This window comes from Kitasatospora sp. NPDC017646 (assembly GCF_044329365.1).
Classification (GTDB): domain Bacteria; phylum Actinomycetota; class Actinomycetes; order Streptomycetales; family Streptomycetaceae; genus Kitasatospora.
The window spans coordinates 1-12890 of record NZ_JBIRJC010000031.1 but is presented as its reverse complement, the minus strand read 5'-3'; the positions used below and the strand labels follow the sequence as shown (position 1 = coordinate 12890).

Genomic DNA, 12890 nt, shown 5'->3' with positions numbered 1-12890 from the left:
GGACGCGCTGCACAGGATCAGACCGGCGGTAACGCCCCGGCTGCCCACACCGGGCATCAAGGCTGCGAGCCGCAATCTCAGTGGCGGCCGGCCGGCTTCCCGGATCTGCGGATTTTCATGTCCGCCCCGGCGTCCGGACCGTTGGTGTCCGGCTCGGGCTTGACCTTCTCGCCGGGGTGCCGTGTTCGGAGGAAACGAACGGGATTAAGGAAGGACTAAGGAACGGTTATTATTCGCCGCACCCTCGAGTGTGGCCTTGACTGTTCACCCGCCCGGCCGAAAGAGTGCAGATTGGTCCATACTTTTTCCGGGCCGCTCCCACTCCTCACCCGCACGTAAGCGGAGATCCTGCACATGCGCATATTCACTTCCGCCGCCGCGCTCGCGGTCGGTGGCTCGCTCGCACTCGCCGGGCTGATCGCCCCGGCCGCCCAGGCCGTCGGTGCCGTCGGTGCCGATCAGGAGTGCCGCAGCCTCGGGGTCGCGAACCTCTACGGCGAGTTCATCGAGGGCGACGACACCCACACCCCCGACGCAGAGGGTGCCGTCGCCCTCGGCGGCAACGCGAACTTCACCGGCGGCTTCTCGGTCGGCCAGGAGCTCACCGCCGCCGAGGTCGACGCCCTGCCCGGCAAGAACGCGCTGGTCGTCGCCGGGAAGATCACCGGCAACAACACCCAGGTGATGAAGGGCAACGGCATCTACGGCTCCAAGGCCGACGGCGCGGTCGTCCAGGCCCACGCCGGCGCCGTCTCCCAGGGCGCCTCGCCGATCGACTTCGAGGCCGAGTTCGCGAAGCTGCGCTCCGCCGCCGCCGAACTTGCCGCCGTGCCGCAGACCGCGGGCGCCACCGTCCAGGCGGACGGTCCCAAGCTGGCCTTCACCAGCGGCGACGCCAAGTACAACAGCTTCACCGTCGACGCGGCCACGCTCCAAGGTGCCAAGGAGATCTACCTCAAGGTGCCGGCCGGCGCGGTGACCGTCGTCAACGTGACCGGCGGCGCGTACGACATGGCCGCGGCCGGAACCACCGACTTCCACCTGTGGGACGAGGAGAAGTCGGCCTTCGTGCTGGACGACAAGCTGCGGAGCGCGGCGGGCGGCGCGATCCGGGCCAAGCTGCTCTGGAACTTCCCCAGCGCGACCAAGGTGGTCAAGAACAGCGCGGCCGCCTGGGCCGGGACGGTGCTCGCGCCCAACGCCGCCTTCGACCTCGGCAGCGGCGGTCCGGTCAACGGCTCGGTGATCGCCGCCTCGCTGACCGGCAAGGGCAGCGCGGAGACCCACCACTACCCGTTCACCGGCTGCCTGCCCGGCACCACGGTGCCGACCCCGACCGGTACGCCGACCGTCCCGCCGGTGACGCCGAGCGGCTCGCCCACCGCCCCGGTGACGCCGTCCGCCACGACCGGCCCGTCCGGTACCCCGGGCGTTCCGGGCACCGGCAAGCCGAGCACGAGTGCGAGTGCGTCGCCGGGTCCGTCGTCGTCCCGCTCCTCCGCCGCGCCGGCCGCGCCATCCGCCTCGGCCGGCCCGTCGGCGCCGTCGAGCACGGGCGACAGCCTGGCACACACCGGTTCCGGCCCGGTGCTGCCGCTGGCGATCGGCGGCGGCGTGGCCCTCGCGGCCGGCGGCGGGATCGTGCTGGCCGCCCGGCGGAGGGCGGCCAGGAAGGCCTGAGCGGCCGAACCGGCCCGCACGGCCCGAGTGTTCTCGGCTGCTCGCCGCGTCAGCCTCCGGTGATCGAACCCGGTCGCCAAAGGCTGACGCGGCTTCCGGGCTCCCCGCGCCCGACACTCAGCAGTCCGGGACTGCTTGTCCGCGCTGCCGGTGAGGACGGTGCTAGCCGGGCCAGCTGAGCCCTCATCTCGAAGACCCGCCTCTTCACACGCCCCGAGTGGCCTTGTCGGCAACCACCCCCTGAGGGTGCGCGGAGCCGGCGGTCGCAGGTACTCGTCGGGAGCGCCCTACGCCCCGGCTCGGGCGAACAGCCGTACCACGTCATGGAAGCGGTAGCGGCCATGGACCGGGGGGTCGAGCATCCCCGCGTCAACGAGCCCTTCCAGGATTTCGCCGACGGAGTCCTCCGCCAGGCCGAGCACGGCGGCCGCCGCCGGGATCGAGCAGTCGGGCAGGACGGCGAGCCGCAGGAAGGCGTCGGCGAGCTCGGCCGGCAACTGCTGACAGGCGAGACGGAGCTCCGTCTCGACGGCGAGATCGCCGACGCGCAACTCGCTCAGCCGGCGGTTCTCGTCCCGCAGCCGGGCGGCGAAGGCGGCGATGCTCCAAGCGGGCCGGGCCACGATCCTGGTGGCCGCGATGCGCAGCGCGAGCGGGAGACAACCGCACGCCGCCGCGATGTCGTCGGCTGCGGCCGGCTCGGCGGCGATCCGGGAGCGGCCCGCGACGGCGGACAGGAACTCCACCGCCTCCTGCGGGGCCAAGCGGCCGAGGTGAACCGCGAGCGACGGGCCGAGCCCGGTCAGGCGGGCGCGGCTGGTGACGAGTACGGCGCAGGAGGAGCCACCCGGCAGGAGGGGGCGCACCTGCTCCTCGTCCCGGGCGCCGTCGAGCACGACCAGGATGCGCCGCCCGGCGAGGACGGCGCGGTAGAGCTCCGCACGTTCCACCGACTGCTCCGGGATCGCCTGCGCGGGCACGCCGAGCGCGCGCAGGAAGCCTGCCAGCACGTCGGCGGGCTCACCCGCCTCGCTCCGCGTGCCGTGTAGATCCGCGTAGAGCTGGCCGTCGGCGAAGGCGGCGCGAACGGTCCGGGCGGCCCGCACGGCCAGGGTGGTCTTGCCGACACCCACGAGGCCCGAGACCGCCACCACCGCCGCGCCTGACGGGATGTCGCCGGTGAGACCGTTCACGATCAGCTCGACCTCGGCGCCGCGACCGGTGAAGTCCCCAGCCCCAGCGGGAAGTTGGGCCGGCACCGCCATCGCCCCGGCCCTCGGCAACGGCTCGTGCGCGGTCCCGGTGGCGGGCGGCCCGGCGGCAGTGGAAAGCGGGGCGAGTTCGGGATCGGCGCACAGGATGCGCCGCTGCAACCGCCGCAGATCGGGGCCTGGCTGGACACCCAGCTCGTCGGCCAGGACACGGCGGGCGTCGGCGAAGGCCTCAAGCGCCTCCGCCTGCCGGCCGGTGCGGTACAGGGCGGTCATCAGCAGCCCCCGCAGGCTCTCGCGCAACGGGTACTCGGCGCACAGCGCGGTCAGCTCCTCCACCACCCGCGCGTGCCCGCCCAGGCCGAGTTCGAGTTCCAGGCAGCTTTCGAGAACGGTCAGACGTCGCCCGGTGAGACGCTCGCGTTGCCGCTCCGCGTTCGGGCCCGGAACGCCGGAAAGGGCGGTGCCCGTCCACAGCGCCAGCGCCTCGCGGTACCGCCCGACGGCGGCGGCCGCCTCCCCGCGGCCCCGGTGACGAGCCGCCGCGTCCGCCAGCAGGTCGAACTCCGCGGCGTCCAGATCCAGGTCCGCGAGCTCCAGGGCGTAGCCGCCGGCCCGGGACACCAGGACCCCGTCGCCTCCGATCGCGGCCCGCAGGCGTGAGATGTGGTTGCGCACCACCGCGCCGACGGAGGGCGGCGCGCTCTCCCCCCAGACCAGCCGGGCCAGTTCATCGCCCGTGACGACCTGCCGCGCCCGCAGGGCCAGGACCGCCAGTACGGCCTGTCGCTGCGGGGATCCGGCGGCGACTTCCTGATCACCGCACCGGATCCGCACCGGACCGAGCAGCGAGATCCGCAGCCCTTCCACGCCCCGCCCTCCGACCGGCACCGCCTCCTGCCGGCCCCGTCCGGTGCCGGTTACGGGGATCAGCGCCACGCCGTCGTGGTGCGTCACCGCGGCCGTCCGCGCCCGCCCCTCCTCCTCGGTCCGGGCGTGCCCCGTGCGGGCGGCTTCGGATGGATTGTCCCATGCCGGACGGGTGCACTGTTCGGAGTCGGGACCCGCCAGCGGCTAGGTTGGGCCGTCCCGCCGCGGCAGGCCCGTCCGGGGCGACGACCCGGAAGGATGAACGGAAGACAGTGACGGACGTACGAATAGCGCTGCTGGGCCCCGTGCGGGCGTGGCGGGACGGCGAGGAACTCGCGCTCGGCCCTGCCCAGCGGCGCGCGGTGCTGGCCATTCTCGCGGCGGCCGTTGGATGTGCGGTCACCACGGAGGAACTGGTCGACGGACTGTGGGGCGACGCGCCACCGAACCAGGCCGTCGCCGCGATCCGCAACCACATCTCGAACTTGCGCGCGGTGTTGGAGCGGGACCGTGCCGCGCCGCGGGTGCTGGTCTCGGCCGGCGGCGGGTACGCCCTCCGGCTGCCCCCCGACGCGACGGATCTCGCCGTCTTCCAGAACCTGACACAGGAGGCGGCCCGGCTGCGGGCCGAGGGAGACCTCGCGGAAGCGGCCGAGAGACTGCGGCGGGCGCTGGAACTTCAGACGGGTGTGCCGTTGGAGGGCGTTCCCGGTGCCCACGCCGAGCGGCAGCGCGAGCGGCTCGCCCAGCGCCGGTTCGCCGTCGTGCACGAGCGGCTCGACGTCGACCTGGCGCTGGGGCGGCACGTCGAGGTGATGGAGGAACTCTCCTCACTGGTACGCGAGTTCCCACTACACGAAGGGCTCGCGGCCCTTCTGATGACCGCGCTGTACCGCAGCGGTCGACGGTCCGAGGCCCTGGCGGCGTTTGCCGACACCTGCCGGACTCTGGACGCCGAGCTGGGGGTCGAGCCGACCCTTCCGCTGCGCGACCTGCACCAGCGCATCCTGCGACGCGACCCCGCCCTGTCCGCACCGACCGCACCCGGCGCCGGCCAGGAGCGGCCGAGCCGTCCGCGCCCGGCGCAACTGCCCGCCGATGCCTCGGAGTTCACGGGGCGCCGGGAGCTGGTCGAATCCCTGGTGCTGCTGGTGGAGGAGCCGTCGGCGGTCGCCCCCACGGTCATCGCGGTGGCCGGCATGGGAGGCGTCGGCAAGACGGCGCTGGCCGTCCATGTCGCCCAGCGGGCGCGCAGCCGTTTCACCGACGGGCAGCTGTACGTCAACCTGCGCGGTGGCCGCCCCGATCCGATGGAGCCGGGCGCGGTGCTGGTCCACTTCCTGCGCTCGCTGGGCGTGGCCGAGAGCGCCATCCCCGAGCAGATCGACGAGCGTTCGGCGATGTACCGGTCACTGCTCGCCGAACGCCGGGTCCTGGTCGTGCTGGACGACGCCCGCGACCTCGCCCAGCTGCGCCCGCTGCTGCCGGGGTCCGAGCGCGGTGCCGTCCTGGTCACCAGCCGGACCAGCCTGCTCGGTCTGGCTCCCACCCGGCACGTGGACCTGGACGTCCTGGAACCGGACGAGGCGCTCGAACTGTTCGCCCGGATCGCCGGGCCGCGACGGGTCCACGCCGAACCCGACGCCGCCCGCGAGCTGCTTGACGCCTGCTGCCACCTCCCGCTGGCCATCCGGATCATCGCCGCCCGTAGCGCCGCCCGCCAGGACTGGTCGCTCGCCGCGGTCCGCGACCGCCTGGCCGACCGGCGGCAGCGGCTGGCGGAGCTGAGCCTGCACGATCTGGCCGTCGAGGCGTGCTTCCAGCTCAGCTATGACCAACTGCCTCCGCTCGCCGCGCGCGCCTTCCGGCTGCTCGCCGTCCCGCAGACGGCCGACCTGTCGCTGCCGGCCGCCGCCGCGGCCCTGGAACTGGCGGAACAGCCAGCCCTCGACGTCCTGGACGCCCTGGTCCACGCCGGTCTCCTGGAATCCCCGGCCCCCGACCGGTACCGGTACCACGATCTGCTGCGGCTGTTCGCCCAGGGCCGGGCCGAGCAGCTCGACCCGGAGGAGGAGCGGGCCGCGCTCGTCCTCAGGATGGTCGACCAGGCCGTGGCGACGGCGGCCAACGCGTACCGCGCGGTACGGCCGGGCCACGCCGTGCCGGACGTCCTCACCCGAGTGACGGTGCCCGGGCTGCCGGTGGCCGACCGAGCCGACGGCCGCCACTGGCTGGACGACGAGGGCGGCAACCTGCTGGCCCTGGCCGGACAGGCACTCGACCTCACCGGCGCACATGTCATGGTCGCCGACCTGCTGCTCGCGCTCGACCCCTACCTGGAGAGCGGCTTCCTGTGGCGCGAACTCATCGGCGTCTGCCGCCGCACCGTGCAACTGGCCGCCGCTCACGGGGACACGCGCGCCGAGGGCCGGGCCGGCTACATGCTCGGCGGCGGCCTCTTGCAACTGGCGGAGTTGGACGAGGCCGAGACCGTCTCCGGCCGGGCTGCCGAACAGGCCGGCGTCTGCCGGGACCTTCCGGTGCTGGCCGAGATCACCAACGTCCGCGCCATGATCGCCAACCGGCAGCAGCGCCCCCGGGAGGCACTCGCCCTCCACGACGAGACGATCCGCCTCGCGGACGACTGCGGCAGCGCGTGGACCAAGGCCAACGCCCTGGCCACCAGCGTCATCTGGCACCTCGTCTGCGGCGAAACCGAGGCCGCGGGACGCGCCGCCGAGCAGAGCCTGACGCTGTTCCGAGCCCTCGGGGATCCGCTCGGCGAGCTCTACGCGCTGCACTCGGTCGGCCGAACGGCACGCGGCATGGGCGACCCCGAGCGCGCGCTCCCCCTGCACGAGCAGGTGCTGACGCTGGCCCGAGCCCAGGGCTTGCCCGCGTTCGAGCCCGGGGCCCTGATCCACATCGCCGAGTGCCATCTCGACAGCGGCCGCCCGGCCGAGGCCGTGCACTGGGCCGAGCAGGCCGTGGCCGCGAGCCGGCGGCTTCACGACCCGGGCGCGGAGCCCGTCGCTCTCGGCACCCTCGCCCGCAGCCGCGCCGCACTGAACGGGGACTGAATCCCGGTTGCCGACAGCGCCTCGGCCAGGCCCCGGCGCCCGTCGATGCCGAGCTTGCCGTAGGCGTTCGTCAGGTGCACCTCGACGGTGCGCAGGCCGACGAACAGGTGCTGGGCGATCTCCCGGTTAGTCATCCCCTTCGCGGCCAGGCCCGCCACCCGGTGCTCGGTAGGAGTGAGGGCGCCCACCCCCTGGAACGTGCGCGTACGGGGGCGGTCTCCGGCGGCCCGGAGTTCATCCAGGGCGCGATCGGCCACCAGTGCGGCGCCGTGCGGGTGGGCCGCGGTGACCGCCTCCTTCAGGCACTCGCGGGCCTCCGCCGTCCGGCCGGCCCGGCGCAGCTGGGCGCCCAGGTCGCCCAGGGCCTGCGCGTGCCGGAACCGGGCGGGCGTGCCCGCCAGCGTCCGGGCGGCCTCGCGCAGCAGGTCGAGCCCCTGCGAGCCGCCGGTGGCGAGGGCCAGCGCGCGCAGGGCCGCGCCGACGGCCTCGGGGACGCCCCAGCGCCGGGCGAGCGCCAGCTCCTCCGCCGCCAGCACCCGGGCCTCCCCGTGCTCGCCGAGCGCCGCCCGGGCGAGGGCGGCCTCGGAGCGCCAGGGGTAGATCCACGGGCAGCGCATGCCACGGGCCTCGGTGCGCCGGCCACACTCCTGGAAGTCCGTGAGTGCCTCCGCCAGCCGTCCCTGTGCCGCCCGCAGCTGACCGCGGACCAGATGGACGTAGTCGTTGACCCAGTGTCCGTCCAGGTCGGCGGTCAGGGCGACGCGTTCCAGGAGCGACTGCGCCTCGTCGAGTCGACCCTGCTTGACGAGCGCGTCCGTCAGCGCGGCCGTTGCCAGGACGCTGTGGCTGTGGTGCGGGTCTACACCGATCTCCCCGAGCTTCACCAGGGCGGCCTCCGCGTCCGCCTGGCAGTCCAGCACCCGGCCGAGCTGGCCGTACACGTGGGCTCGGATGATCCGGCTGTGCGCAAGAGTGAAGGCGGAGCCACGGGTTCGGGCCTCTTCGACCGCCGCGTCAGCGTAGCCGAGTGCCTGGTCGGTCTCGCCTGCGGTACCGAGGAAGAGCACGGTGCCCGAGTAGACGAAGGACTCGTCGTCCGCCGGATTCATCCCGTGGGTGAGGGCCTGCCGCGCGAGGGCCACGGCCGCGGCCGGCGACTCGCCGAGCACGATCGCGCGCAGGGCGAGCAGGGCCGCCAGCGGGCGTTCGGCCGGGGTGCCGACGGCGTCGGAGATCCGCAGGTCCATCAGGCGGGGCAACACGCCGGGTGCCGACGCCGCGTCGTGCAGACCGGCGTAGACCAGGTCGATCTCCAAGCGCAGCGCGAGGGCGGCGTCGCTCTCGCGCAGGGAGTCGGCGGTGCGCTCGAGCACGTCCAGCCCCTCCGGGTAGCGGTCGAGGGCGAACAGCGCACCGGCCAGGCGGCGCGCCGCGCAGGCCCGCTCCCCCGGCTCGCGGGACAGGTCGAGTCCCCGCCGCAGGTCGCGGGCAGCCTCCGCCACGCTGGTGGCGAGGCCGGCCTCGCCCAGTCCGATCAGCAGGGTGGCGCGGACATCGTCCGCGAGCGGTTCGCGTAGCGCGCGGCGCAGCAGCACGACCGCGCGGTCGGTGGCGCCCTTGCGCACCGTCTCTGCGGCGGCCCGGCGCAGCACGTCGGGCACCCACACGAGGCCCAGCGGCGCATGGAGGGCGTGCACCGCCACCTGTTCCGCGGGCATGCCGTGGCCGAGCATCAGCTCTGCCGCACGGACGTGCACCTCCTGCCGCACGCTGGGCAGGACGTCGTTGGCGAGCGCGACCCTGATCACCGGACAGACGAAGGCCGCAGTGTGCCCGGTCCGGCGCATCAGCCCGGCTCGCTCCAGCGCGTGCACCGCGTCCTGGACGGCCGGCTCCGGCAGGCCGGTCGCGCCGGCGACCAGGTCGAGGGCCGGTGTGCCGCCGAGGACGGCGACCGCCTGGGCCACGGACTGCGCGTGCGGACCGGCGGCCTGGACGTGCAGGTGGAGGGCCCGACCCACGTCGGCCGGCACGAACCGGGTGATCTGCGCGGCGGCCTCGGTGTCGGGCCCGTTCCCGGACGCCTTGATCGTACGAAGGAGAGCGTGCAGGAGGAACGGGTTGCCGCCTGTCGCGGTGTGGACGGCGTCGCGGAAGTGCACGTCCCCGGGCACGCCGAGGACCTCCTCGGTGACTGCGGTGACGGCCGCGCCGTCGAGGGCGGTCAGGGCGATCCGGTGCCGGAACAGCGGCGCCAGCTGACCCAGGACGTCCCGGTCAGCCGGGGCCTGTGCGGGACCGACGGTGGCGACGACGGTCACCGGCAGGTCTCCGGCCCGGCGCAGGAGGCACCGGAGCCAGAGCAGAGAGGCCCGGTCGGCCCACTGCAGGTCGTCGATGCCGATGACGAGGCGCCTGCGGGCGGCGAGTTGGGCTGCCAGCCAGTACAGCCCGGTCAGCGTCGCGGTGGTGGGGCCCTCGGCGGACTCGGACAGCGACGCGGACACGGACGGGTCGGAGCACAACACCTCCGTGGCTCGCGCCGCGGGCCCGGCCAGCAGGGATTCGGCTCCGTCCGTGGCACCGAGGACCAACGGCTGGAAGAGCTGGCACACGACGCCGAACTCCGCGCCGGTCTCCGACGGGTCCGCCCAGGCGGACACGACGGTGTCCCCGTTCTGCCGGGCCCACCCGAGCACTTCCCGGAGGAGCGCGGTCTTGCCGGTGCGGAACTCGCCTTGGATCAGGACGAAGGCCCCCTGCGCAGCGTCCTGCCGCAACAGCTCGGCCAGCGCGTCGAGTTCGCGATCCCGTCCGATCAGCATGGGGTCGTCGGACCGGCGGCGGTGGACGGAACCGGGGCCGCCGGCTCGGCGCGTGCGCGGAGTGGACTTCAGGGCAGAGAGATCAGACATCGGTGCTCAAGGGTGCTGGTCGGTGATCCGGCCCGAACCGGGGCCGGCTGGCGAGCCGGGTACCCGGGCTGGTCAGCGACCACCCGATCCGGCCGGACCCGATCCTGCCGACCGCGTGTAACCGTCCGCTAAGTTTCCCCGTGAGCCGCCCACGGGCAGCCGGACGACCAGCGACGCCACCTCGGGCAGGCCATGGAGGAGCGGGCGGCCCGAGGTGTCGCCTGGCGTGCTGCCGGCGAGCCGCTGGTGAGGCGGTTCCACCGCGCCTGCGCGCGGGCCCGCATCCCGGGGCGTACCCGTGCCCGTGCCCGCTCCACCGAACGGCACCGGCCGAACGACGGGCCGAAACACCGTCAACCCGGCAAATCCTTCGGTTCCGACCGGCATCCCCGAGGCCACCGCCGCCGCCTACGGTGACGAAGGGCCGGGACCGATACCTGCGGTCCCGCCGGGCGGCCACTGCCCGGGCCGAAGACACAGCCGCCCCACCGGGGGCGGCACGGCAAGGAGCTACGACAGATGGTGCCGCGCACGAACCAGACCGATCGGGTGACGGAACCCGGCGATCCGGGCGGCCGCACGCTCGCCACCCTACGGGTGGCGCCGGGCTGGAACCCCTGGCTCAGCCGGCTGGTCATCGACGTCTTCGGCACCGTCGACGAGTATGAGATGACCCTGACCGAACACGTGCTGCGCGTTCACGAGTTGACCCCGGTGTTCGGCGATCCCGGACGGCAGGTCTACGCGATGCCCCGGAAGGAGGCGGCGCAGCGGTTGGTCAGGGTGAAGCATGACACGCGGATGAGCGTCTTCTGGTTCCTGGAGCCGGGCCGTGGCAAGCCGACCCGGATGAGCGTCCGGCACCAGTGGCGGCACGGATTCGACGCCTTCACGGCCGCGTTGGGCGCTCAGGCCGGTCCGCGGTGACCGCCACCCACCGCCCGCTGCCGCGCGCAGCGGGCATCGCAGCCGTTCTCAGCCTGCTACCGGGCGCCTTGCTGGTCACCGGGTGCACCGTCGACCACGGGATTTCGGCGGTCCCGGACCCGTCGAGCACCCTCACCGCCGCCCGGGTGCCGAGTTCCCCGCCCGGCGCCTCGAAGCCGGCCGACGGCCGCGTGCCTCCGGGCAGCCTCGGCGACCCGGCCGACGCGCCGAGCGATCCACCGGTGTTCGGCACGACCGGGCCGCGCACCGCCTCGTACTCGGGGCTGGGGACGCTGTCCTCCTGCGCCTCGGGGCGGCGCATCGCCGCTCTGAACGCCCCGCTCTCCGACGTGCCGGACGGCACCCGGGTCGGTGCGACGGCCGCCACCGGCGCCAACAGCGAGGAGTGGCTCGTCTGGGCCGAGCCCGACGGCGGCCTGGCGCTGCAGGCCCTGCTCTCCAGCGGCGCGCCCGTGCCGCAGCTGATCACCGCGGACCGGGCCGGCGCTGTGTACCTGAGGGCTGACGTCACCGCGGGCGACGACGTCACGGCGGGCACCGTCGACGTCTCCGCGCAGCGCTGGCAGCTCACCGACCGCCGGCCGTTTCCGGGGTCCGCCGCGACCGACTCCACCACGGACGGTTGTCTGCGGATCAGGACCCAGGACGGCGGCGGCTGTCTGCTCGACAACGGCTCCGATGTGCCCCTGGTGGTCGGCGACTGCTCGTCGCGCGCCGCCTGGTGGGGCGCCCAGGGGCTGAGCGGTCACACCGATGACTGACCGGCCCGACCGGTTCCGAACCCGACCGAGCGGAGACGCCGTGCTACGGACCACACTTGCCACATGCCCGACGCCCACCGTCCCGGACGACCAGGTGGCGCTCTACGCCGTCGACAGCGCGGGCGCCGCACGGACCGTCACCCGCCATCAGCTGGCCGAGCAGGTGGACCGGGCCGCCGCGGTGATGCGCAGGCTCGGTGTGCAGGCGGGCGACCAGGTCGCTTTGCACCTGCCGGTGATCCCGGAGGCGGCGGTTGCCCTGCTGGCGTGCACCCGGATCGGCGCCGTTCCCACGACCCTCGACACATGGCCGACGCCGCGCCCGCACCCGCACCCGCACCCGCACCCGCACCCGGGCGACGAACTCGCACGGCGCCGCCGCCGACACGTCCGCCTGGTGGTGACAGCTGACGGCGGCTGCCACCAGGGCGCACCGCAGGACTGGCTGGCGACCGTCGACCAGGCCTTCGACCGGGCAGGAGCGGCCACACCGACGGCTCCGCCGATCCTGGTGGTGCAGTACGGCGGCCGACCGACACAGCGGCGGGCGGACCATCACCGCTGGTGGCACCGGGCACTGGCGGGGGCGGCGATCGGCACCGACCTGACCGGACCAACCGGCGGTGAACTGACCGCCGGCCTCCGGCTCGGCCTGCACAGCACCGACGTGTACTGGTGCGCCGCCAGCCTCGGATGGCTGGTGCGCCACCCGACGGCGGTGTCCGGGCCGTTGGCGGTCGGTGCCGCCCAGGTGCTGTGCGAGGACGGCGACTGGTGGGCGCGGACCGGGCGGCTGTGGGAGACCGTCCACGACCGTGGGGTGAGCGTGCTGCACGCCGGCCCCGATGCGCTGCGCGATGTCCTGAGCAGGTCCGGCACGGACGGCCGGCAGGGTCAGGACGCACTCGACCTGCGTCGGGTCGCCGTGATCGGCGGCGCCGACGAGTCCGAACTCTGGTACTGGCAGCGCGAACGCAGCTCCGCCACCACCGCGACGCCCTGGGAACTGCGCGTCGGCAGCAGCCCCTGGGCCGGCCCCTGAGTCGGCCGGGCCGCAACCCTCGACGGTCCCCCACCGCATCGTGCGGCGGGGGACCGTCGACGTCTTCCAACCCGCCCTCATGGGGTGGATTGCCGTAGGAGCATGGATAACTGCTGATACGGCGGCGAAAGACTCCGCCGCCCCGCAAGTCGACATCCTGTCTGAGCCGCTCCGGACAGGAGAACGCGCCGGCCTCCTTCCTCGGGTGGAAGGAGGCCGACGCGGTTCGGGGGTCGGTCAGTCCCGGCTGCCGGTGTTCGACAGCTGGATGAGGTTCATCACGGAGGAGTCGGCGAGGGTGGTGGTGTCACCGACCTCGCGGCCCTCGGCGATGTCGCGCAGCAGGCGGCGCATGATCTTGCCGGAGCGGGTCTTCGGCAGCT

Annotated in this window: 7 protein-coding genes; 5 read left to right on the top strand and 2 right to left on the bottom strand. The window is 74.1% G+C overall.

Features of this window, described 5'->3' with window-relative positions:
- Positions 1-354 precede the first annotated feature (354 nt).
- On the top strand, positions 355-1680 hold the full coding sequence (locus ACH4J0_RS32390; protein ID WP_396244476.1) for a choice-of-anchor A family protein: 1326 nt from the start codon (positions 355-357) through the stop codon (positions 1678-1680).
- 287 nt (positions 1681-1967) lie between these two features.
- On the opposite strand, the gene ACH4J0_RS32385 is transcribed toward ACH4J0_RS32390, so the two are convergent.
- Positions 1968-3848, bottom strand: coding sequence for a BTAD domain-containing putative transcriptional regulator (locus ACH4J0_RS32385; RefSeq protein ID WP_396244473.1), 1881 nt, complete (start codon positions 3846-3848; stop codon positions 1968-1970).
- A gap of 185 nt (positions 3849-4033) precedes the next feature.
- Here ACH4J0_RS32385 and ACH4J0_RS32380 point away from each other — a divergent pair, with 185 nt between their 5' ends.
- Positions 4034-6841, top strand: coding sequence for a BTAD domain-containing putative transcriptional regulator (locus ACH4J0_RS32380; RefSeq protein WP_396244470.1), 2808 nt, complete (start codon positions 4034-4036; stop codon positions 6839-6841).
- Here the strand turns inward: ACH4J0_RS32380 and ACH4J0_RS32375 are convergent.
- Positions 6769-9666: an AAA family ATPase gene (locus ACH4J0_RS32375; RefSeq protein ID WP_396244469.1), complete on the bottom strand. Its 2898-nt coding sequence runs from the start codon at positions 9664-9666 to the stop codon at positions 6769-6771. The genes ACH4J0_RS32380 and ACH4J0_RS32375 overlap by 73 nt on opposite strands.
- A 609-nt stretch (positions 9667-10275) precedes the next feature.
- On the opposite strand from ACH4J0_RS32375, the gene ACH4J0_RS32370 reads away from it, so the two are divergent.
- From ACH4J0_RS32370 to ACH4J0_RS32360, 3 genes are read left to right on the top strand one after another with little or no spacing between them, the layout of a single operon-like run.
- Positions 10276-10683, top strand: coding sequence for a hypothetical protein (locus ACH4J0_RS32370; protein WP_396244467.1), 408 nt, complete (start codon positions 10276-10278; stop codon positions 10681-10683).
- Positions 10680-11465: a hypothetical protein gene (locus tag ACH4J0_RS32365; RefSeq protein ID WP_043389394.1), complete on the top strand. Its 786-nt coding sequence runs from the start codon at positions 10680-10682 to the stop codon at positions 11463-11465. The genes ACH4J0_RS32370 and ACH4J0_RS32365 overlap by 4 nt, the downstream gene beginning before the upstream one ends.
- A 40-nt stretch (positions 11466-11505) precedes the next feature.
- Positions 11506-12507 carry an AMP-binding protein gene (locus ACH4J0_RS32360; RefSeq protein WP_396244465.1) on the top strand — a complete coding sequence of 334 codons (1002 nt, stop codon included), beginning with the start codon at positions 11506-11508 and terminating at the stop codon, positions 12505-12507.
- Positions 12508-12890: the final 383 nt, after the last annotated feature.

Bases quoted from the DNA above. Each gene is read 5' to 3' on its own strand.
- ACH4J0_RS32370 (WP_396244467.1), top strand. From the start codon at position 10,276: ATGGTGCCGCGCACGAACCAGACCGATCGGGTGACGGAACCCGGCGAT.
- ACH4J0_RS32375 (WP_396244469.1), bottom strand. From the start codon at position 9,666: ATGCTGATCGGACGGGATCGCGAACTCGACGCGCTGGCCGAGCTGTTG.
- ACH4J0_RS32390 (WP_396244476.1), top strand. From the start codon at position 355: ATGCGCATATTCACTTCCGCCGCCGCGCTCGCGGTCGGTGGCTCGCTC.